We start from the raw sequence: 20288 nt of genomic DNA, 5'->3' as shown, positions 1-20288 counted from the left end.
GTTGATCCGGTCGAGTCCGTTTCCTCATTCCTGGCTACGACCGAGTCGCGCCTGTCACCCATATGGATCAAGCGGCAAGGCTGGCCCTACAACTTACCGCCCTGGCGGTAATCCACCCCAGAGAAATGTTGGGGCCGCCGAAGTGTCCGGGTGCGGTCACAGATCTGCATAGCAATAGGGGACGACGATTAATTTCGCTTCTGCTTGATCATTCAAGCCAAAACCGTGGTCTGTTCCCTACTGATTAATGGGTCGACTGCTGCCGGTCAGCACCGGCAGAAATCGGCCCAGAGTGTGTAAAAACGCTTCGCCAAAATTGAAGTGTGCGCGTCTACGTTAAATCGGAAGTTTATCGGCACGTCAGCAGATGTGGATTTCGCGTAGAAGCGCGATTTCCAGTCCAGTTTTGAGTACCTGTCGCACTCAAAAACGGTTTACACACTCTCGGCCAGAAGCGGCCGCTCGAATGTGTCTAGGGATCTAGGTGCGATTCACTTCACTGAAATCGCCCGAGTCGAGCCTGCGTCACCATCGAAGTGAGCTTGATCGCATTTCAGCGCGCGGGCGCCTTACCCTTTGAACCCCTTCGCCACCAGATAAACCTCCCTCGACCGTGGCCGCGACGACTCTGGTTTGCGTATCACCACCTTCTCGAATGAGGTGCGAACGTCCTTCAGAAACTCGTCGGAGCCTTCGCCCTGAAAGACCTTGGCCACAAAGTTGCCATTGGGCTTGAGCACCTGCCGGACCATATCGAGGACGAGTTCGACCAGATACATCGAGGAGGCCTGGTCAGCGGCAGCGACGCCGCTGATATTGGGGGCGATGTCGGAGATGATCAGGTCGGGCTGGCTGCCGTTGAGCTTGTCGAGAAGCTGTTGGAACACGGCGTCGTCGGTAAAGTCGCCCTGAATGAAGTCGACGTTATCCAGCGGGTCCATCGGCAGAATGTCGCTGGCCAGAACCCGTCCCTTTTCGCCCACGAGACGTCCGGCCACCTGCGACCAGCCGCCGGGAGCGGAGCCAAGATCCATGACCAGCATGCCGGGGCGTATCAGCTTGTCCTTCTCGTTCAGCTCGATCAGCTTGTAGCTGGCACGGGAACGTAAGCCATCCTTCTGAGCCTGTTTGACGTAGGGATCGTTGACGTGTTCATCCAGCCAGCGACGGCTGCTTTTGGATCGTTTCATGATTGAGCCAACCACGGAAAATCAATGTGAGGAGCGGACCAACGCACGGGACAGAGGGAAAGCTGTTGGACGCAAAGTGGTGGCGATTATAAGCCGATAATAATGCTCAGGTTAAATTCGCGGGGCAGGGATCGCACAGCGCTGACCCACACGGCGCTTTACGGAGAACCATCATGCCAGGCCTGACAGGGGCGGGCGGTGGCGGGTACAATTCGCGCCTTACTCCCTTCTTCTGTTCTTTCCTTTGCCGGAGTCACCGGCCAGGATTACCGCCATGATTCGCATCAACGAACTGTCTCTGCCCCTGGATCATTCCGCCGATGAGTTGCGCAAGGCCATCGTCAAACGCCTGAGTATCAGCGACGCTGATCTGCTGAACTTCACCGTGTTCAAGCGCAGCTATGATGCCCGCAAGAAAAACAGCGTCATCCTATTCATCTACATCATCGATCTGGAGGCTCGTGACGAGGCGGCGATTCTGGCGCGCTTTGCCGATGACCACAATATCCGCCCGGCCCCGGACACCCACTACTATCCGGTAGGGCAAGCACCGGCCAATCTGAGCGAGCGGCCGCTGGTCGTGGGCTTTGGGCCCTGTGGATTATTCGCGGCGCTGTTGCTCGCGCAGATGGGGTTTAAACCCATTGTGCTGGAGCGCGGCAAGGATGTGCGCAGCCGCACCAAGGATACCTGGGCACTGTGGCGCAAAAAGATCCTGACCCCGGAATCCAACGTACAATTCGGCGAGGGTGGTGCCGGCCTGTTCTCGGACGGCAAACTTTACAGCCAGATCAAAGACCCCAAGTTCTACGCCCGCAAGGTTGTGCACGAGTTTGTCCGCGCTGGCGCTCCGGCGGAGATCATGTACGTGAGCAAGCCGCATATCGGCACCTTCCGTCTCACCGGAGTGGTATCCGCCATGCGCGAGGAGATTATCGCCCTCGGCGGCGAGGTGCGATTTGAAAGCAAAGTTACCGATCTGCTGATCAACGATGGCCAGCTTGAGGGCGTGGTGCTGGCCAGTGGCGAAACAATCCGCAGTCGCCATGTGGTGCTGGCGCTGGGCCACAGTTCCCGCGATACCTTTCGTATGCTGCACCGGCAGGGCGTGTTTATCGAGGCTAAACCCTTTGCTGTGGGTTTTCGCATCGAACACCCGCAAGGCATGATCGACCAGGCCAGACTGGGCAAATACGCCGGCCATCCGGAGCTCGGCGCTGCCGACTACAAACTGGTGCATCACGCCAAGAATGGCCGCGCCGTCTACAGCTTCTGCATGTGCCCCGGCGGCACTGTAGTGGCGGCCACGTCCGAGCCGGAGCGCGTCGTTACCAACGGCATGAGCCAGTACTCGCGCAACGAACGCAATGCGAATGCTGGCATAGTCGTGGGCATCAATCCGGAGCAGGATTTCCCAGGCGGCCCGCTGGCCGGAGTGGAGTTCCAGGAGCGTCTGGAGTCCCGCGCCTATGAATTGGGCGGTAGCGATTACTGCGCGCCCGCGCAATTGGTGGGCGACTTCATTCGCGGAGTGCCGTCGACCGAATTTGGCGAGGTGGAACCCTCCTACAAACCCGGCGTGCGCCTGGGCGATCTTGCGCCCTCGCTGCCGGATTATGCGATCGAGGCCATCCGCGAGGCGCTGCCGGCATTTGGCAAGCAGATACGCGGTTTTGATCGCGATGACGCTGTGCTCACCGGTATCGAAACCCGCACCTCTTCCCCAGTCCGCATCACCCGCGACCATGAGACATTGCAAAGCCTCAACCTGCGAGGCCTGTATCCGGCCGGTGAAGGCGCCGGTTATGCGGGTGGCATTTTGTCGGCGGGCGTGGATGGCATCAAAGTCGCCGAAGCGTTGGCTAAGTCGCTTCTGTCTGAAATAAAAAAGGCCGAAGTGCAGACCAACTGAGTGCCGCATTGATGAAACTCGATGACATTAAAAAACTCCACCAGAAAAAATACCGGGCCGAATTCGGTCATTTTCTGGTGGAGGGCGAGCATCTGCTGCTGGAACTACAAAAAGCGGCCTTACAGAATCCGCTGCTACAGGGCAGTCAACTGTATGTAACCGGCGCCTACGAGCACTGGCAAAGCCCGTTTAAAACCCATGTGATCAACGACCGCCAAATGGCGCAGATCGCCGACACCAAAACACCGCAGGGAATTATTGCGCTGGTGCCAATGCCAGCGACAGCTGCACCACTTTCTGCTCCAATTAATAACGAGCGCGCCATTTACCTGCATGAAATTCAGGATCCGGGCAATCTTGGCACCATCCTGCGCACGTTGGCGTGGTTCGGTAATTTTCGCTGCCTGCTCAGTCCCGGCAGCGTTGATCCGTATAACCCCAAGGTCGTGCGCTCCAGCATGGGCGCCATTTTTCATGCGCCCATGGAACTGGATGTGGAATTGGATTCCTTACGCACGCGCTTTGAGCGCATTGCCTGTCTGGATATGAATGGTGACCGCGTCCAATCCGCCAGTTTTAAAACTTTCGATTGTTATCTGTTCGGCAACGAAGCACGCGGCGTGCCCCGCGAGCAACTGATCGCACTCAACGCCCAACCTTTTACGATACCGGGTTGTGGCACCATCGAATCGCTGAACCTGGCCGCGACAGTCAATATGTGCGCGTACGAATTGAACAGATAGCGGATCAGGGAGCCGTTCTCTGATTTGGAAATCCCGCTCAATCCCAGGTCTTTCAAAGACCCGGGATAGTTCAGCCGCTCGTCAATGGCCGCTATGGGCCCAGGCTGTGTAAAAACTCCTACTTCATTCGCCGAAGCGACCGGAAGCCCACGCTCTGCGGCAGCATCGGTCAGTTCCCGCTGATGAATCACGAACTCAGCGAGCACGACGGTTTCGTGATCATCACCGCCGATAGCCAAAGCGGCATGGTCGACATCCACGACCGCAAGCGATGGTGTTTCCTCCCGACCTTGCCCAGGAATGGCTGGACCCAACCACGCCCAAAGAGCGCGCCGAGGCGATGGTCTTGCACCGGGGCGAGCCGTCCGAAATCTTCGAATGGTTCCCGGTCAGCAGGGATGTGGGAAACGTGCGGGATGACCTACCCGGCTTGATCGAGCCGATCGGTCATCCTCTCGTCCAGGTGGCCAGCGCCATCCAGCATCATGTGCTGGGCTTAAATGGAAAACTGATCAGGTGGAGGATCACGCCGTGAGCACAGACCCGAATGTCCGCACGCCCGAACCGAAGCCCCAAGGCCCCAGCAAGCCGCCAGAGACAGTTCCGGCTCCGGACGTTAAGCGCATGAGCAATAACGCACCCAGCAAGGACAAGCGGCCGGACGACTGGGAATAGGTTGCGAAATTGCGTCCCGCGTGGCCATCCATTTTCGTTCCCACTGGCCACTGCTTGCGTGACCAGGGGCCGCCAAGAAAGCGATATGACGCTTCGCTGAAAAAAGCGTGCGAGTCGATTCGAGCTTTCTGCCAGAACGTTGTCGATAGCCCACTCGCTGTCGCTAGATACAACGTGGCATGACGGGCCACATTCTGTCGGTAAGGGGCAGTCGCAGAGACTCACGAGGTCTTCGCCTACCCCTTGCTTTTCGTGCTTCCCACGGAAGCCCGTTTGTCAGTTCGAGCCAATAGCCCCCTTATTGTTCTATTCACCTACGGCGCCCAGTCCTTCCCTGCCAGGGAATCGCAGCTGTCCCTTTTTAGCGTATCCATAGTGGTGGAGCTGCCAGCCTGAGACGGGGCCATCGTCCAAACACGGCCGTAGGCTGTTTGTGCATAAATCAACAACGGCCGTTTAAGATATTGAACCTTGCCTGGCCGGCCAATTGATGAAAAGCGTTATAAAACAGTGTGTTAAAGGTGTTTTTTGTGAGTGTGTGGCCATTATTTTGGACGGGTGGCGGTCATATTGTTTGACATATTTAACGGCTCTGGCAGTCTATGGGGCAGGTTTCGACCGTGAATCGGCATTCAGGCTGCGTTCGCGGCAGTGCTCGGAACCTCAGGTAGCGCCAGCCTGGAGCGGCGCGCCTGCACAACAACGACAGGCTGCGCTTGTCTCAAGGTGATATATGTCCAACAGCAACATTGGCAATAAGAATCAGAAACTCCGTAAACCAGTCGTCCTGATGTCCATGGGCGCCCAGGAACGCAAGGGCCATGACTATCAGGTGATGACCCACAAATACATCGTCCCATTGGTTGAACTGGCAGATTGCGTGCCAGTCCTGGTACCGACCTGCTGCGGTACCGACGACCTCGAGCAGTATCTGGATATGGCTGACGGTGTCTACCTGACTGGCGCCGGCAGCAACATCGACCCTGCGCTCTACGGCCAGGAAAACGAGACTCCCGAAAAGGGCCAGGACAGGGATCGCGACCTGTTCGACCTTCCCCTCATCCGCGCTGCAATCGCTCGTGGCCTGCCGATCTTTGGCATCTGCCGCGGTATGCAGGAAATCAACGTGGCGTTGGGCGGTGACATGTACCAGAAGCTGTATGCCGAGCCTGGCTTCAATGACCACCGCGAAAACACCGAAGACCCTGTGGACGTGCAATACAGTGCTGTCCATGGCGTCCGCCCGCTGCCGAACAGTTGGCTGCACAAGCTTCTGCAGGCCGATGAGATCCGTGTCAACTCGCTGCACGGCCAGGGCCTGAAAAACCTCGGCAAGGGCATCGAAGCCATTGCGTTCGCGGAGGATGGTCTGGTCGAGGCGATCCACGCGCCAAGCATTTCGCCGTTCCTGTTCGCGGTGCAATGGCACCCGGAGTGGCAGGCTGCACAGAACCCTGACTCGGTGAAACTGTTCCAGGCCTTTGGCGAAGCATGCCGCCAACAGGTGCGGGATAAGTCGCAAGGAAAGGCATTCGATACCGCCGCCTAACGCAGCGACTTATCGGTGAAAAGCCCGGCTCGAGAGCCGGGCTTTTTTGTATGTGCGGTGAAACGCTCTTTCGATCACCGACCGTTCGACGATTGCATCGCCGCCGGGAGGATGCACAATGCCGTGATTTTCGTGCAGCAGACGGCGAATGGAACGAACAGTGGTGAGCCACTCTAAAGGACAATCCCATGCTCAGCGCTGAGCTCAAGGCCTTCTATATGGTTGCCCGCCTGGGCAGCATTACCCAGGCAGGGAAGAAGCTCGGTCTCAGCCAGCCCACGGTGACCACTCAGATCCGCCATCTGGAAAGCCAGTACGGCGTGGAGCTGTTCCACCGTGGTGGCCGGCGGCTGGTGGTGAGCGAGGAAGGCGCTCGCCTGCTACCAATGGTTAAGAACCTGCTGCAACAGGAAGCCGACATTGAGTTTTTCCTGCGTAATTGCGGCCAGGTCCAGGGCACGCTGCGCATCGGCGCGACGGCACCGTATTACATCCTCGACCTGGTGCGCAGCTTCCGTGAGCGCTTCCCGCAGACGGACGTGTCGGTAGAAATTGGCAATTCCCAACAGGTGATCGAGGCCCTTGAAGAGTATCGCGTCGATCTCGCGGCTTCCTCCCAACGTCTGGACGACGCCCGCCTGACCCGTGTGGTCCTCGGTAGCGACCCACTGGTGCTGGCTGTGCATCGTGAGCATCCGCTGGCCAAGTGCAAATCCGTGGGGCTCGACGCCCTGAAAGGCCATTGCCTGCTGATGCGCGAGCCGGGATCGACGACCCGCCAGCTCACCGAGGCGATGCTCAAGGAGGCCAGCATCGGCATCGGACCGTTGCTGGAGATCGGCAGCCGCGAGTCCATACGCGAGGCGGTGATCCGCAACCTAGGCATCAGCATCATCGCTCGCCATGAGGTGCCGGATAACCCGGACTTGTGCGTGTTGGAGCTCAAGGGTGCGCCCTGCATCGATGAATATCTCTATTGCCTGAAGGAGCGGCGCCAGGCGCGGTTGCCCGCGGCGTTCCTGGAGTTGGCGCGGGAAGGCACCGAGCGCTAAGACGACTGTAGGATGGGGCGGGCCGCGCAGGTAGAGCGCAGCGATATCCATCGTTGCGGTCCTGATGGGTACCGCGTTGCTCCACCCATCCTACGTTCATGGCTATGCCGCTCGGACAAGCGCCGAGCTGGTCGGCTGCACGCAAAGTCATCAGGCGCGAGTCACCCCTCTCCTGTTCAGGGAGAGGCGGCGGGGGAGGGCCGCCACATCCCAAATCCACCAATGCCACTATCTGCGTACTTGGGTTAACCGCCATCTAGTCTTCGCATTCCGTCCCTAGCATCTACCTCGTCCTGTCGTGTCCTGCCGCACGCCAACCGCTTACGAGGTACCGCCATGAACCCCGCCCAGCACGCCGCCCCGCATTTGCAGGTGCGCGACATCCATAAACGCTTCGGCCATTTCACTGCCCTGGGCGGTGTTTCGCTGAATATCGATAAAGGCGAGCTGGTGTGCCTGCTCGGGCCCTCCGGGTGTGGCAAGACCACGCTGCTGCGCTGCATCGCCGGCTTGGAGCAGCAGGACAGCGGCAGCCTGCACGTTGGCCAGCGCGACATTTCGCTGTTGCCGCCGCAGGCCCGTGATTACGGCATCCTGTTCCAGTCCTATGCGCTGTTTCCCAACCTGACCGCGGAGCAGAACATTGCCTACGGCCTGGCCGGCAGCGCTCGCGAGCAGGTGCGTAATCGAGTGGCAGAGATGCTCGAACTGGTCGGCCTGGCTGGCAGCGAAAAGAAATTCCCCAGCCAGCTCTCCGGTGGTCAGCAACAACGCGTGGCCCTGGCTCGCGCCTTGGCGCCGGCGCCTTCGCTGTTGCTGCTCGACGAACCCATGTCGGCGCTCGATGCCCGCGTGCGCGAGCACCTCTGCACCGAACTGCGCCAGCTACAGAAACGACTGGGCATTACGACCCTGATGGTGACCCACAACCAGGACGAGGCCATGCTGATGGCCGACCGCATCGCGGTGATGAACCAGGGCCGCGTGGAGCAGTACGGCACCCCGCAGGAGATTTATCGTCAGCCGGCCACGCCCTTCGTTGCCGAGTTCGTCGGCCAAGGCAACTGGTTGCCGTTCGAGTCCCGCGAGCGTGGCCTGGCCCAGGTCGGCGGCCTCAGCCTGCGCTTGCCGGAGCAGGCAGGCGCTGCCCAGCGCGGTCACTTGTTCTGCCGCCCCGAGGCCGTTGCCATCAACCCGGCCGATGCGCAGGACAACCGCTTCCGCGCCCAGGTGCGTGAGATCACTTTCCTCGGCAACCGTTGCCGCATGAGCTTCGAGCTGGAGCAACTGCCGGGCCATGCACTGCTCGCTGAGCTGGACCCCGAGAGCATGCCGCGCCTGGGCTCGCCGGATATCTGGGTGGCATTGCCGCCGCGCAGCCTGCAGGTGTTCGCCTGAGATGGACAGCATCATCAAGCTCGAAAAAAACCAGGCCAGACGCGCCGCGCGAATCGACCTGGGTGACCGCCTGTTCGTCCAGGGCGGCAAGTTGCTGCTTCTGGCTGTTCTGACCCTGGCCGTGCTGATGCCGCTGCTGGCGATCTTCTGGCGTGGCTTCAGCGGCGAGGTCGGGCAGGGCGGTGGTCTGGTGGCGGCGAGGGAGCTGCTGGCCAGCGCCAACTTCCACTGGCTGCTGGGCAACAGCCTCAAGGTGTCGCTGAGCGTCGCCGCCATCGTGGTGCCGCTGGCCTATCTCTTTGCCTATGCGCTGCAACGCACGCTGATCCCGGCCAAGGGCCTGTGGCGGGGGATCTCCCTGCTTCCACTGCTGGCGCCGTCGATGCTGCCAGGCATTGCGCTGATTTATCTCTTCGGCAACCAGGGCCTGCTGCGCGACTGGCTGCCGGACAACATCTACGGTTACTGGGGCATCGTCCTGGGCGAGGCCATTTACACCTTTCCGCATGCGCTGATGGTGCTGCTCTCGGCACTGTCGATGGCCGACGCGCGCTTGTTCGACGCGGCTGCCAGCATGGGCGCGGGGCCCTGGAAGGCCTTTTGCAGCATCACCTGGCCGGCGACCCGCCAGGCCGTGTTCGCCGCCTTCTGCCTGGTGTTCACCCTGACCATCACCGACTTCGGCGTACCCGTGGTTGTGGGTGGCGACTACCAGGTGCTGGCGCTGGAGGCCTACAAGGCCGTGGTGGGGCAGCAGCAGTTCGGCCGTGGCGCGCTGATCGGCATGGTCCTGCTGCTGCCGGCGCTGCTCAGCTTTGGCGTGGATGCCTGGCTGCGCCGCCGCCAGGGCGAGGCCATGAGCGGTCGCGCCCAGGTGTTCCACCCGGCCCCGTGCAAGCTACGTGATGCGTGCTTTCTGGCCCTGGTGGTCCTGGTGTGCGCGGTACTGCTGCTGGTGCTGGGCATGGCCGTGTACTCCTCGCTGGTGAAGTTCTGGCCTTACAACCTGTCGCTGTCGTTGCGTCACTACGCCTTCGAGGAAACTACCGGCGGCGGCTGGCTGGCCTACAGCAATAGCCTGACCCTGGCCACTTGCACAGCGCTGTTCGGCAGCGCGCTGATCTTCACCGGCGCCTACCTGATGGAGAAGACTCGCGGCCAGGCCTGGCTGAACCAGGCGCTGCGCCTGTTCAGCTTCGTACCCATGGCGGTGCCTGGCCTGGTGCTCGGCCTTGGCTATGTCTTTTTCTTCAACTTTCCGGGCAATCCGCTGCATGCGCTCTACGGCAGCATGACCCTGCTGGTGGTGTGCTCCATCGCGCACTTCCTCACCACTGCGCAGATGACTGCCACCACTGCGTTGCGCCAGCTGGATGGTGAGTTCGAGGCCGCTGCGCTGTCGCTCAAGGCGCCGCTGTGGCGCCACTATCTGCGGGTGACGGTGCCGATTTGCCTGCCAGCGCTGCTGGATATCGTCCGCTACCTGTTCGTCTCGGCCATGACCACGGTATCCGCCGCGATCTTCCTCTACAGCCCGGACAGCATGCTCGCCGCGGTCGCCGTGCTGAACATGGACGACGCCGGCAACGTCGGCGGCGCGGCTGCCATGTCCACCCTGATCCTGCTCACATCCGCCGTGGTTTCGCTGCTGCTGGCCTGGACCTCGCGCGGCCTCGTGCGTCGTTCCCAGGCCTGGCGGCGAGGCGCCTCGGCGACCACCTGAATAATCACTCAAGCACTGCCTATCCCGACAAGGAGCTTCACCATGTTCAAACGCCTCGCCCTCGCCGCTGCCGTTGCAGCCGGCTTCAGCTTCCAGGTCCAGGCCGCTACCGAGCTGACCGTCTACACCGCCCTGGAAGCCGAGCAGCTGTCCGCCTACAAGAAGGCCTTCGAAGCGCAGAACCCGGATATCGAGATCAAATGGGTGCGTGATTCCACCGGCATCATCACCGCCAAGCTGCTGGCCGAGAAGGGTCGTCCGCAGGCTGACGCGGTGTGGGGCCTGGCCGCTTCCAGCCTGGCCATCCTCGATGCGCAGGGCATGCTGGAGAAATACGCACCCAAACACCTGGGCGGCATCGGCGCCAATTACCGCGACGCCGCCAACCCACCAGCCTGGGTCGGTATGGACGTGTGGGCCGCCACCATCTGTTTCAACACCGTCGAAGCCGAGAAGCTGGGCCTGGAAAAGCCCATCAGCTGGCAGGACCTGACCAAGCCTGAATACAAGGGCAAGATCGTCATGCCCAACCCCGCCTCCTCTGGCACCGGCTTCCTCGACGTCAGCGCCTGGCTGCAGACCTTCGGCGAGAAGCAGGGCTGGACCTATATGGATGGTCTGCACCAGAACATCGGCCAGTACGTTCATTCCGGATCCAAGACCTGCAAGCTGGCCGCAGCGGGGGAGTTCCCCATCGGCATCTCCTTCGAATACCCGGCTGTACAGCTGAAGCGCCAGGGTGCCCCGTTGGATATCGTGCTGCCGAAGGAAGGCCTGGGCTGGGAAATCGAAGCCACCGGCATCGTCAAGGGTACTGATCAGTTGAAAGCGGCGAAGAAGCTCGCTGACTTCTCCTCCAGCCCTGCCGCCATGGAGTTGTACAAGGAAAACTTCGCTGTCCTCGCTGCCCCTGGCATCGCCAAGCCGCAGACCGAACTGCCGGCCGACTACGAACAGCGCCTGATCAAGAACGACTTCGCCTGGGCCTCGCAGAACCGCGACCAGATCCTCGCCGAATGGCGCAAGCGCTACGACGGCAAGTCCGAGAAGCTGCCGCAGTAATGAACAGACCTGGCCCCTTGCTCGGCTGGCCCCTCTCCTTTCGGGAGAGGGGTTGGGGTGAGAGGGGCTGGGCCTCACCCGATTCCAAGGAGTAGCCATGTCCCTGCAAGACACCGACTTCGCCATCGTCGGCGCCGGCATCCTCGGCCTGTCCCATGCCTACGCCGTCGCCCGCCGAGGTCTGCGCGTCAGCGTGTTCGAGCGCAGCGCCACACCTTTGGGCGCCTCGGTACGCAACTTCGGCCAGGCCCTGGTCACCGGCCAGCCGCCGGGGCCGATGCTCGCCATGGCGCGCGACAGCCGCGAAATCTGGGCGCGCTGGGCGCAAGGAGCCGGTTTCCACCTGCGCCGTAACGGCTCGCTGCTGTTCGCCCGAACCCGGGCGGAAGAAGAATTGCTGGAAGCCTTCTACGAGGTTCGCGCCCCAGAGTACGGCTATCGCGTGGAGTTGCTGCGCGGTTCACGTCTGCTTGATCTCTACCGCGGCCAGTTCAGTCATCACCGCGCTGTGCTGCATGGGCTGGACGACCAGCAGCTCTATTCCCGTGAGGCCATCCCGGCACTGGTGGAGTACTTGCAAAACGAACACGGCGTCGAGTTTCACTTCTCGACCCTGGTGCGCGACGTCGAGCCGGGACGTCTCCATACCACCGTCGGCAGCTGCCGTGCCGAACAGATCCTGGTGTGCTCCGGCCATGACTACCAGACCCTGCTGGCCGAGCAGATCGCGCCATTGCAGCCGCAGGTTTGTCGCCTGCAAATGCTGCGTGTGCGCCCCGAACAGGATTTCGGCCTGGCCCATGCCGTGCTCACTGGCCTCAGCTGTGTGCATTACGGTGCTTTCGCCGACCTTCCGGAAGCGGAGGCGATCCGCGAGCAGATCCAGAACCAGCAGCCCGAGTTGGAGGAGCACGGCATCCACCTGCTGGTCAGTCCTACACCCCATGGCGAGCTGATCATCGGCGATTCCCACGACTACGGTAGCGACGCCTCGCCATTCAACGCCGAGGCAGTGGATGACATCATGCTCGACCTGGCCGAGCACACCCTGGGCACCCGCCTGCAGGTGTTGGAGCGTTGGCAGGGCGTCTACGGCTCGCGCGGACCGGGGCCGTTTTCTGTGCTCAGGGTTGCGCCGGGTGTGACTGCGGTGCTGATGCATACCGGCGTGGGGATGAGCGTGGGGCCGGCACTGGCGGAGCGGGCGGTGGCGATGTTGCTGGGGTGAGGCTCCTTTCGCTCTCTCCCCAGCCCCTCTCCACGTCAGGGAGAGGGGGAGAGGGACCGGCCCTCCATCCCATACTCTCGCTCGACCAGCGCCACACGTGTCCTGAACGCCCGATACCATTCCTTCCGCCCGCGCAGTTGCGCCACCCGGTGTTCCGCCTGCTCGCGCCAGGCACCGATGGCTTCTTCGCTCGCCCAGTAGGACACCGTGATACCCAGCCCATCGGCCCCGCGCGCCGATTCCACACCGAGAAACCCCGGGTGCTCGCGCGCCAGTTCCAGCATGCGTTCCGCGGTGGTGGCGTAATCCTGCTCAACGTCGCTGCGCAGCGAGGTGAATATCACGGCGTAGTAGGGCGGCTCCGGCGTGCAGGCGATCATGCTGCCACCCGGGATGCGCAGGCATCGATGAAGGCCGACACCAGAGGCGGCGTGCGGCCGATCAGCGCAGCGCGTTCCGGTTGGAACAAGGTGGCGACGAAAAAAGGGTGATCGTCCAGTTCCACGGCGCGCACCGTGCCGCTGGAATCGGTAGCGGCGACGCGCAATGGTCCGTCGGTGAGCTGGGCGCGGTATTCAGGATTGAGGCCATAGCCGCAGAAATACCCCTCGAACGCATAGGGCGCGTTGTAGGCGTTAGCCACTCGTGTGCCGGCCTTCAGCACCACCAGTTCCAGGGTTTCCCGCAAGGCGCAGGCCAGAGGCGAAATCACCGGACGAGTCGCCTCGGGGAAGCTTTCGGCGTGATCGGCATCCTGCCAGCCGAGTACGTTGCGCGCATGTTCCAGCACGGCATGCTGGAAGCCGCCGCAGGTACCGAGGAAGGGCAGGCGCTGTTCGCGGGCGTGGGTGATGGCGCGCAAGGCGTTTTCAGTGTCGCGGTATGGACTGCCGGGGACGCACCAGAGGCCGTTGAATCCATCGAGTGACTCTTCAGCCAGCGTCTCGGTGGGCAGCCAGATCACATCCAACGTCACGTCGGAGGCCAGGGCGGCTTGCTCAAGGGCGCGGGGAATGGCGCGGTGAGCGGTAATGCTGGCGTCATGGTCGCCAACCAGGCCAATTCGCAAGGAGCGGCGCGACTGGTACGAATCCTTCATCGAAAGTCCTCGGTTGGATGGCGCGGGTTGCGCCATTGAGAACGGACTATATAGTTGCGCAATGGCAATAAAAATTGGCGAATCAGCAAGGAATATTTGCGCAAATGCAATATCGGATCGACTACGCGGACTTGTCCCTGGTACTCGCCCTGGTTCGCGGCGGCACCCTGGCGCGAGCCGCTGAAATACTGAAGGTGGACGTGTCGACAGTGTTCCGTTCGTTGCGCCGGCTGGAGCAGGCACTGGGCACCGTCCTGTTCGACAAGAGCCGTGCGGGCTACATGCCCAATACCGCAGCGCAGTTACTGGCCCAGCAGGCGGAACAGGCCGAAAAGGCCCTGGACGCGGCGCGCCTGGGACTGGAGCACGGCCGTGAGGCCGTCAGCGGCACCCTGCGCCTGACTTGCACCGACTCTGTGCTGCACGGTCTGCTCCTGCCGGCCCTGGCGCGCTTCATGCCCGACTACCCGGCGCTGGAACTGGAACTGACCACCTCCAACGATTTCGCCAACCTGAGCCGTCGCGATGCCGACATCGCCCTGCGGCTGACCACCACGCCGCCGGGCCATCTGGTGGGCCGTTGCTTGGGTGCGGTGCCCTATGTGCTCTGCGCGGCGGAGCGTTACCTGGCGCAGCAGGCCAGCGATGACCCGGCGCAGATGACCTGGGTTGCGCCGGACGATTTCCTGCCCAACCAGCCCAGCGTGGTCTGGCGTCGTCAGCGCTACCCCGAGGTGCAACCCGCCTTTCGCTGCAACAGCATGTTCTCTGTCGCGCAACTGGCGCGGGCGGGGCTCGGCGTAGCGGCGCTGCCAGAGTTCCTCGTGAGGCAGGGCGATGGCTTGCGCGTGCTGGAGGCCGACCTGCCCGGATGCGCCAGCGCACTTTGGCTGTTGACCCGTCCGGACTGCCGGGCCCTGCGCTCGGTGATCACCCTGTTCGAGGAGTTGGGACGGCATATTCGGTTGCCAAGCGCCTTGGGTGGAAACGGCTAACCTGAAATCTGCACGTGGTGTCGAAGTGCCCGTTCAACCAGCCAGCAGCCCCTGGAGGGCGCCATGACCAAAGCCATCATCGCCATCATTGTCGTCGCCATCGTCGGCGTGCTGGGCTACGCCGCTATCCGTCCGGACAGCTTTCGCATCGAGCGCAGCGCAACCATCGAGGCCCCGCCGGAAAAGGTCTTCCCACTGATCAACGACTTCAAGCGCTGGAAGGCCTGGTCCCCCTGGGAAAAGATCGACCCGGCCCTCAAACGCAGCTACACCGGGCCGAATGAAGGGGTTGGGGCTGCCTACTCCTGGCAAGGCGTCAACGAGGTGGGGACCGGACGCATGCAGATCGTCCAGAGCACCCCGAATTCGCGCATCGAGATCAAACTGGACTTCGAGAAGCCGTTCGAAGCCCATAACATCGCCGAGTTTTCCTTCAAGCCGGAGAATGGCGGCACCCATGTCACCTGGGCCATGCACGGTCCCTCACCCTACATGCATCGCCTGATGCAGGTGTTCTTCGACATGGACGATATGGTCGGCGGCAAGTTTGATCAGGGCCTGGCCAACCTGAAGGCCGCCGCCGAGCAATGAATTGTACCGCTCGGCTGTTCGCCGGCCCTGCGCCGGATTGAGGGCTATTCTTGGTCCGTCCAGACGGCGCATCCGTGTCCTTGTGGGTGCGAATGGGTTCGCAAGGCAGGCCAAAGGCCTGCGATGGCTAACAATACGGGGCTGCTACGCGACCCTTTGCGAATAGACTCGCACTCACAATCAAATCAATCGACGCTGTCGATTCCCGCCTCCGCCAATCGACCAATGGGTGTCAGTACCCCGAACGCCACCCCGAGGATCGAACCATGAAATACCTGTGCATGATCTACATCGACGAACGCAAACTGGCCGCGCTGTCCGGCGCCGAGTTCGACGCCATCGTCAACGAGTGCCTGGACTACAGCGAACAGCTCAAGGCCAGTGGTCATTACCTGGGAGCCAACGCCCTGGAGTCGGTACAGAGTGCTACCACCTTGCGCATGCAGGGCGGGCGAATGTCGGTGACCGACGGTCCCTTTGCGGAAACCAAGGAGCAGCTCGGCGGCTTCTACATGATCGAGGCTCGCGACCTCAATGAAGCCCTGCAGATCGCCGCGAAGATCCCGCCAGGGCGCCTGGGTTGCATTGAGGTGCGGCCTCTCCGCGAGCCTGAAGCCCGGCCGACCATCGCCACGTTCGAGGCCGCGTCCTGACCACAGGCACCGCAGGCCAGGAAGGCAGCTGATGCAGGACGAAAACCAAAGCCATTGGCGCGAGCGGGTCGAGGCGGTCTATCGCAGCGACTCGCGCCGCGTGCTCGCCACCCTGATCCGCCTGCTGGGCGACTTCGACCTGGCCGAAGAGGCCTTGCACGACGCCTTCATCGCTGCGGTGCAGCAGTGGCCGCGCGATGGCGTGCCGGCCAACCCCCGGGCCTGGCTGGTATCGGCCGGACGCTTCAAGGCCATCGATAACCTGCGCCGACGTGCTCGCTTCGATGCCTCCCAGCGCCTGCTGGCGGAGCAGTTGGAGGAAGCGGCCACCGCCTTCGAGGAGGGCGAGGATGTGGAGGACGACCGCCTGCGGCTGATCTTCACCTGTTGCCACCCGGCGTTGCCCGCCGACGCCCAGGTGCCCCTGACCTTGCGTGAAGTGTGTGACCTGAAGACCGAGGAAATCGCCCACGCGTTCCTCAGCAGCCCGGCCACCATCGCCCAGCGCATCGTGCGCGCCAAGGCGAAGATCCGCGACGCGCGCATTCCTTACCAGGTGCCCTCGCTGGCCGACCTTCCGGAACGACTGGATAACGTGCTGCGAGTCATCTACCTGGTGTTCAACGAAGGCTACTCGGCCTCGTCCGGCGAGACACTGGTGCGCACTGATCTATCAGCCGAGGCGATTCGCCTGGCACGTTTGCTCCTGGAACTGCTGCCGGATCCGGAAGTGATGGGGCTGCTGGCGTTGATGCTACTGCATGATTCACGTCGCACGGCCCGGACCACTGCTGATGGCGAGCTGGTGCTGCTGGACGAACAGGACCGGACCGCATGGGATCGTGCTCAGATCGCCGAAGGCCTGGTCCTGGTGGCCCAGGCCTTCGCTGCGCGGCGTGTCGGTGTCTACCAGTTGCAGGCGGCCATCGCCGCCGTACACGCGCAGGCCCCTGATGGGGCGCGGACCGACTGGGAGCAGATCGTCGGGCTTTATGACGTGTTGTTAAGGCTGACGCCCTCGCCAGTGGTCGCGCTCAACCGCGCTGTGGCTGTTGCCATGCGCGATGGTGCCGAAGTTGGTCTGGCTGAAGTGGATGCCTTGCTCGATGCTGGCGTGCTGCAGGACTACCACCTGGCCCACGCGGCCCGTGCCGACTTGTGCCGACGCCTGGGACGCAAGGCCGAAGCTCGTGCGGCTTATCAGAGTGCCCTGGCGTTGATCCGCCAGGCGCCGGAGCGGCGCTTCATCGAGCGGCGCCTGCGCGAGCTGGACGACTGACTTCACCACCCGTCGGGTTGGCTCTGGCCGTTGTCGAACCACATGTCCCGTGAACGACAAGGGTTGAACCTGCTGGCTGATGCCGGTTAGGCCCGACACATGGAAACGGAGAACGACAATGAACAGCGAAACCCAGAAGGCGACTGCCGAACTCGAAGTGCATGAACTGTTCAATAAGTGGCTGAAAGCGGCCCGCGCCAAGGACGTGGAAGGCGTGGTGGCCTGCTACGCGCCGGACGTGGTCGCCTATGACGCCATCCTGCAATTACAGTTCAAAGGCATCCAGGCCTATGCCCAGCATTGGCGCAACTGCATGGAAATGTGTAGCGGCGACGGTGTCTTCGAGCCCAGCGAACCGACCATCCAGGCAGATGCCCGCGTGGCCTTCCTGCACTTCCTCTGCCGTTGCGGTGGAACAGAGAACGGCGTGGAAAAATCCAGTTGGATGCGTGGCACCCAATGCCTGACCAAGCGTGGCGGGCAGTGGATGATCGTCCACGAGCATTTCTCCGCGCCCTTCGATATGGAAAGTGGCAAGGCATTGTTCGATGCAAAGCCTTAAGCGAAGACCCCTCTCTCGTTAGCGGGAGAGGGTACTTCTGGCAGGGCTGTGGCCTGCTTGGCGAATGAATTGGCTATGTCCTGGTCAAGTGTTGCAACTGGCTGCATCCCCCCGCTTCTACGAGGCTCTCAGCCCGGCATTGATTGCTAGCAACAGCTAACGCAGACAGAGCCAATGAATTCGCCCCTACACGGCATGTTGCCGGGCTGGCACGAGCAAGCCCCCTCTCCTTCTGGGAGAGGGCTGGGGTGAGGGATGGTGGGCCCAAGACGTCCCTGACGACCCAGCCCTCCAGCCGCTAGAATTCTGCGTTTCCCGCCCATCCCGCGAGCAAGCCCATGGATATCGACCTGGCGCGCACCTTTCTGGAAATCGTCCGCAGCGGCAGTTTCATTGCCGCCGCCGAGCGCCTGCATGTCACTCAGACCACCATCACCGCACGGGTGCATAACCTGGAGCAGCAGTTGGACTGCCGGCTCTTCGTCCGTAACCGCGCAGGTGCGAAGTTGACCGCCGATGGCGAGGTGTTCGTCGCCTACGCTAATCAGTTGCTGCAGACCTGGGAGGCGGCGCGGCGCGATCTGCCCTTGCCCCAAGGCTATCGCGACATGCTCAACGTCGGCGGAGAGGTGAGCCTGTGCAACCCGCTGATCCTCAATTGGGTGATCCGCCTGCGCCAACGGATGCCGTCCCACGCGGTGCGCGCCGAGGTAGGGGAGGCGGGGCACGTGCAACAGCAACTGCGACTTGGCTTGCTGGATGCCGCGCTGGTCTACCGGCCTGACTACTGGCCTGGCATGCAGGTCGAATTGCTACTGGAAGAAAAGCTCATACATGTGCGCTCGACGATCAATCCGGAGCCTTACCTGTACAACGATTGGGGCCCGGAGTTTCGTCAGCGCCACGATGCCGCGTTGCCTGACAAGGCGCGCGCCGCACTGAGCACCAACCTGCCGCCGATGGCACTGCAATACATCCTGCAATGCGGCGGCAGCGGCTACTTCCGCACCCGCGTGGCCCAACGGCATCTGGACAGTGGTGCGCTGGAGCGGGTGGAGATGGCCCCCGAGTTCACCTATCCGACCTACCTGGTCTATTCGCGCGACAAGGATTCGCCCGCGTTGCGCGAGGCCATCGGCATCCTCCGCGAGGTGGTGGCCGATGACATCGACTGGTCGCTGGGTGGCGAGCTGATCTAACTGGCGAGCCTCATCGGCGCTGCCTCGTTTTCGGAGTCGTTCAGCCACAGCCGGTACAGCGTGGCGATCAGGTCGCTCTGGGTGACGATGCCGACCAGTTGGCTGCCTTCGTCCAGCACGGGCAGGCAATGCATGCCCTGATCGGACAGCAGCGAAACCAGGTCTTCCAGTGGCGTATCCGTCCTGGCGCAACGCACCGATCGCGTCATCAGGCGCGAGACGGGGATATCCCGGCGGCTGCGCAGGCGCTCCATCCAGGTCCGCGGCGCAGCGCCCAGGGCGTGGCCGAGCAGGTCGGCGAGCGTGAGGATGCCCACCAGTTTCTGCTGGGCATCCAGCACCGGAAGTGCCTTGATGTGGTGCTGGTCGAGTACGCGCCAGGCCTCGCTCACGGGCGTTTCTGGCTGGACAGTGCGCAGGTCGCGGGACATGAAGCGCTCCGCCTTCAGGTCGCCCATGCGGCGGCGCAAGGCGTGCTTCTCGATCAGTTGCAGCAGGTGCTGCAGGTCATCGCGGGTGACATCGACGAAACCGCCGAACTCCTCTAGTGCCTGGTCGAGGTCGACCGGTTCGATGCCGTTGCGCTCGCCCGGTAGCGGATCCGCCGTGTGATGCGGATTTTCAGTCGGCGGGGCCAAGGCACGCGGGTAGGGCATGCCGCTGAGGTTGTTGTAGAGCATGGCGACGCCCACCAGTACCAAGGAGCCCAGCAGCACCGTACCGAGTACGAGCAGACTTTGCTCTATTGGTAGTGACCCACCCAGGGTGACGGCCAGCGCCACCGCGCAACTCGGTGGATGCAGGCAGCGCAAGGCGTGCAGGCTGACGATGGCGAGGACGATCGCCACACTGGCGGCCAGCAAGGGCGGCTGCACCCACTGTGCCACCAGCAAGCCGATACAGGCAGCCAGCAGGTTGCCGACCATTACCGGCCAGGGCTGGGCCAAGGGGCTGGAGGGAAGCGCGAACAGCAGCACCGACGACGCGGCGAAGGGAGCGGCCAGGCGTGAAGCCAGGTCACCGCCGAAGCCTAGGCTGTTGGCATAGATGGCGAGGGTGACGGCCACGCAGGCGCCGAGTGCCGTACGCAGCCATTCCCGTGGGGACGCGCTGCTGGCGGCAGGGCGAAGTCGTTTCAACCAAAGACGCAATGGAGTTTCTGGCATGGAGAAGAAGCGTTGGCAGTGAACAAAAATAAAGGGCCTTGCGGCCCTGTCTAAATCCCACTCAGGGTGGGGTGTCCGTCCCTGGACTATGGAAATGTCTGCAGCAGGGTTACTCGCCCTGGCAGCGTCTGCGCGCTGCTCATCAGGCGTTGATGGGGAGATGCTACGGAGACTGCTTGCTGAAGGCTAATGAATAGAATTGCTGGTTAAGT

General features: G+C 62.2%; 18 protein-coding genes and 1 pseudogene. 15 read left to right on the top strand and 4 right to left on the bottom strand.

The window, feature by feature from the left end; translation table 11 throughout:
* Window positions 1-569: 569 nt before the first annotated feature.
* A complete protein-coding gene (gene rlmE, locus OXH74_RS01230) occupies window positions 570-1190 on the bottom strand; it encodes a 23S rRNA (uridine(2552)-2'-O)-methyltransferase RlmE (RefSeq protein ID WP_215373934.1) in 621 nt (206 codons plus the stop codon).
* Window positions 1191-1464: 274 nt separating this feature from the next.
* Between rlmE and OXH74_RS01225 the strand changes: the two genes are divergently transcribed.
* The 9 genes and pseudogenes from OXH74_RS01225 (at window position 1465) to OXH74_RS01185 (ending at window position 12532) form a co-directional block, all read left to right on the top strand.
* Window positions 1465-3102, top strand: a complete 1638-nt coding sequence (locus OXH74_RS01225) for an NAD(P)/FAD-dependent oxidoreductase (protein WP_375739745.1) — start codon at window positions 1465-1467, stop codon at window positions 3100-3102.
* A gap of 11 nt (window positions 3103-3113) precedes the next feature.
* Window positions 3114-3845 (top strand): TrmH family RNA methyltransferase, encoded by a 732-nt coding sequence (locus tag OXH74_RS01220; RefSeq protein WP_375739744.1) that lies wholly within the window; start codon window positions 3114-3116, stop codon window positions 3843-3845.
* Window positions 3846-3940: 95 nt separating this feature from the next.
* Window positions 3941-4380 (top strand): annotated as a pseudogene (locus OXH74_RS01215) (SOS response-associated peptidase family protein); the annotation flags it as partial.
* Window positions 4381-5253: 873 nt separating this feature from the next.
* Window positions 5254-6069, top strand: coding sequence for a gamma-glutamyl-gamma-aminobutyrate hydrolase family protein (locus OXH74_RS01210; RefSeq protein ID WP_215373925.1), 816 nt, complete (start codon window positions 5254-5256; stop codon window positions 6067-6069).
* 188 nt (window positions 6070-6257) lie between these two features.
* Complete coding sequence (locus OXH74_RS01205; RefSeq protein WP_375739743.1) at window positions 6258-7121, top strand: LysR family transcriptional regulator; 864 nt, start codon at window positions 6258-6260, stop codon at window positions 7119-7121.
* 336 nt (window positions 7122-7457) lie between these two features.
* Window positions 7458-8519, top strand: coding sequence for a putative 2-aminoethylphosphonate ABC transporter ATP-binding protein (locus tag OXH74_RS01200; RefSeq protein WP_375739742.1), 1062 nt, complete (start codon window positions 7458-7460; stop codon window positions 8517-8519).
* Between the two features lies 1 nt (window position 8520).
* Entirely contained in the window at window positions 8521-10242 is a 1722-nt protein-coding gene (locus OXH74_RS01195) for a putative 2-aminoethylphosphonate ABC transporter permease subunit (RefSeq protein WP_375739741.1), read from the top strand.
* Between the two features lie 42 nt (window positions 10243-10284).
* Window positions 10285-11304 (top strand): putative 2-aminoethylphosphonate ABC transporter substrate-binding protein, encoded by a 1020-nt coding sequence (locus tag OXH74_RS01190; protein WP_375739740.1) that lies wholly within the window; start codon window positions 10285-10287, stop codon window positions 11302-11304.
* 97 nt (window positions 11305-11401) lie between these two features.
* Window positions 11402-12532 carry a TIGR03364 family FAD-dependent oxidoreductase gene (locus OXH74_RS01185; protein WP_375739739.1) on the top strand — a complete coding sequence of 377 codons (1131 nt, stop codon included), beginning with the start codon at window positions 11402-11404 and terminating at the stop codon, window positions 12530-12532.
* 35 nt (window positions 12533-12567) lie between these two features.
* On the opposite strand, the gene OXH74_RS01180 is transcribed toward OXH74_RS01185, so the two are convergent.
* Entirely contained in the window at window positions 12568-12912 is a 345-nt protein-coding gene (locus tag OXH74_RS01180) for an antibiotic biosynthesis monooxygenase family protein (protein ID WP_375739738.1), read from the bottom strand.
* Window positions 12909-13631 carry a CTP synthase gene (locus OXH74_RS01175; RefSeq protein WP_375739737.1) on the bottom strand — a complete coding sequence of 241 codons (723 nt, stop codon included), beginning with the start codon at window positions 13629-13631 and terminating at the stop codon, window positions 12909-12911. The genes OXH74_RS01180 and OXH74_RS01175 overlap by 4 nt, the downstream gene beginning before the upstream one ends.
* A gap of 104 nt (window positions 13632-13735) precedes the next feature.
* Here OXH74_RS01175 and OXH74_RS01170 point away from each other — a divergent pair, with 104 nt between their 5' ends.
* The 6 genes from OXH74_RS01170 to OXH74_RS01145 all read left to right on the top strand — a co-directional run bounded on the left by OXH74_RS01170 (window position 13736) and on the right by OXH74_RS01145 (window position 18910).
* Entirely contained in the window at window positions 13736-14626 is an 891-nt protein-coding gene (locus OXH74_RS01170) for a LysR family transcriptional regulator (protein WP_375739736.1), read from the top strand.
* A 63-nt stretch (window positions 14627-14689) separates the two neighbouring features.
* The gene (locus tag OXH74_RS01165) at window positions 14690-15217 is read left to right on the top strand and encodes an SRPBCC family protein (RefSeq protein ID WP_375739735.1); all 528 of its coding nucleotides are present in this window, start codon (window positions 14690-14692) and stop codon (window positions 15215-15217) included.
* A 266-nt stretch (window positions 15218-15483) separates the two neighbouring features.
* Window positions 15484-15870 (top strand): YciI family protein, encoded by a 387-nt coding sequence (locus OXH74_RS01160; protein ID WP_375739734.1) that lies wholly within the window; start codon window positions 15484-15486, stop codon window positions 15868-15870.
* A gap of 31 nt (window positions 15871-15901) precedes the next feature.
* Window positions 15902-17149 carry an RNA polymerase sigma factor gene (locus tag OXH74_RS01155; protein ID WP_375739733.1) on the top strand — a complete coding sequence of 416 codons (1248 nt, stop codon included), beginning with the start codon at window positions 15902-15904 and terminating at the stop codon, window positions 17147-17149.
* Window positions 17150-17267: 118 nt separating this feature from the next.
* Window positions 17268-17711, top strand: a complete 444-nt coding sequence (locus OXH74_RS01150; protein WP_375739732.1) for a YybH family protein — start codon at window positions 17268-17270, stop codon at window positions 17709-17711.
* Between the two features lie 338 nt (window positions 17712-18049).
* Window positions 18050-18910, top strand: coding sequence for a LysR family transcriptional regulator (locus tag OXH74_RS01145; protein WP_375739731.1), 861 nt, complete (start codon window positions 18050-18052; stop codon window positions 18908-18910).
* Here OXH74_RS01145 and OXH74_RS01140 read toward each other — a convergent pair.
* A complete protein-coding gene (locus OXH74_RS01140; protein WP_375739730.1) occupies window positions 18907-20049 on the bottom strand; it encodes an HPP family protein in 1143 nt (380 codons plus the stop codon). The two genes, OXH74_RS01145 and OXH74_RS01140, sit on opposite strands and share 4 nt — an antisense overlap.
* Between the last annotated feature and the right edge of the window lie 239 nt (window positions 20050-20288).

Origin of the sequence: Metapseudomonas boanensis (assembly GCF_042232855.1) — a bacterium.
GTDB classification, from domain to species: domain Bacteria; phylum Pseudomonadota; class Gammaproteobacteria; order Pseudomonadales; family Pseudomonadaceae; genus Metapseudomonas; species Metapseudomonas boanensis.
Note: the sequence above shows the minus strand (reverse complement) of the source record. Positions and strands in the feature narration are given on the sequence as shown.

Coding starts and splice junctions, on each gene's coding strand:
- rlmE (WP_215373934.1), bottom strand. CDS start 1,190: ATGAAACGATCCAAAAGCAGCCGTCGCTGGCTGGATGAACACGTCAAC.
- OXH74_RS01225 (WP_375739745.1), top strand. CDS start 1,465: ATGATTCGCATCAACGAACTGTCTCTGCCCCTGGATCATTCCGCCGAT.
- OXH74_RS01220 (WP_375739744.1), top strand. CDS start 3,114: ATGAAACTCGATGACATTAAAAAACTCCACCAGAAAAAATACCGGGCC.
- OXH74_RS01210 (WP_215373925.1), top strand. CDS start 5,254: ATGTCCAACAGCAACATTGGCAATAAGAATCAGAAACTCCGTAAACCA.
- OXH74_RS01205 (WP_375739743.1), top strand. CDS start 6,258: ATGCTCAGCGCTGAGCTCAAGGCCTTCTATATGGTTGCCCGCCTGGGC.
- OXH74_RS01200 (WP_375739742.1), top strand. CDS start 7,458: ATGAACCCCGCCCAGCACGCCGCCCCGCATTTGCAGGTGCGCGACATC.
- OXH74_RS01195 (WP_375739741.1), top strand. CDS start 8,521: ATGGACAGCATCATCAAGCTCGAAAAAAACCAGGCCAGACGCGCCGCG.
- OXH74_RS01190 (WP_375739740.1), top strand. CDS start 10,285: ATGTTCAAACGCCTCGCCCTCGCCGCTGCCGTTGCAGCCGGCTTCAGC.
- OXH74_RS01185 (WP_375739739.1), top strand. CDS start 11,402: ATGTCCCTGCAAGACACCGACTTCGCCATCGTCGGCGCCGGCATCCTC.
- OXH74_RS01180 (WP_375739738.1), bottom strand. CDS start 12,912: ATGATCGCCTGCACGCCGGAGCCGCCCTACTACGCCGTGATATTCACC.
- OXH74_RS01175 (WP_375739737.1), bottom strand. CDS start 13,631: ATGAAGGATTCGTACCAGTCGCGCCGCTCCTTGCGAATTGGCCTGGTT.
- OXH74_RS01170 (WP_375739736.1), top strand. CDS start 13,736: ATGCAATATCGGATCGACTACGCGGACTTGTCCCTGGTACTCGCCCTG.
- OXH74_RS01165 (WP_375739735.1), top strand. CDS start 14,690: ATGACCAAAGCCATCATCGCCATCATTGTCGTCGCCATCGTCGGCGTG.
- OXH74_RS01160 (WP_375739734.1), top strand. CDS start 15,484: ATGAAATACCTGTGCATGATCTACATCGACGAACGCAAACTGGCCGCG.
- OXH74_RS01155 (WP_375739733.1), top strand. CDS start 15,902: ATGCAGGACGAAAACCAAAGCCATTGGCGCGAGCGGGTCGAGGCGGTC.
- OXH74_RS01150 (WP_375739732.1), top strand. CDS start 17,268: ATGAACAGCGAAACCCAGAAGGCGACTGCCGAACTCGAAGTGCATGAA.
- OXH74_RS01145 (WP_375739731.1), top strand. CDS start 18,050: ATGGATATCGACCTGGCGCGCACCTTTCTGGAAATCGTCCGCAGCGGC.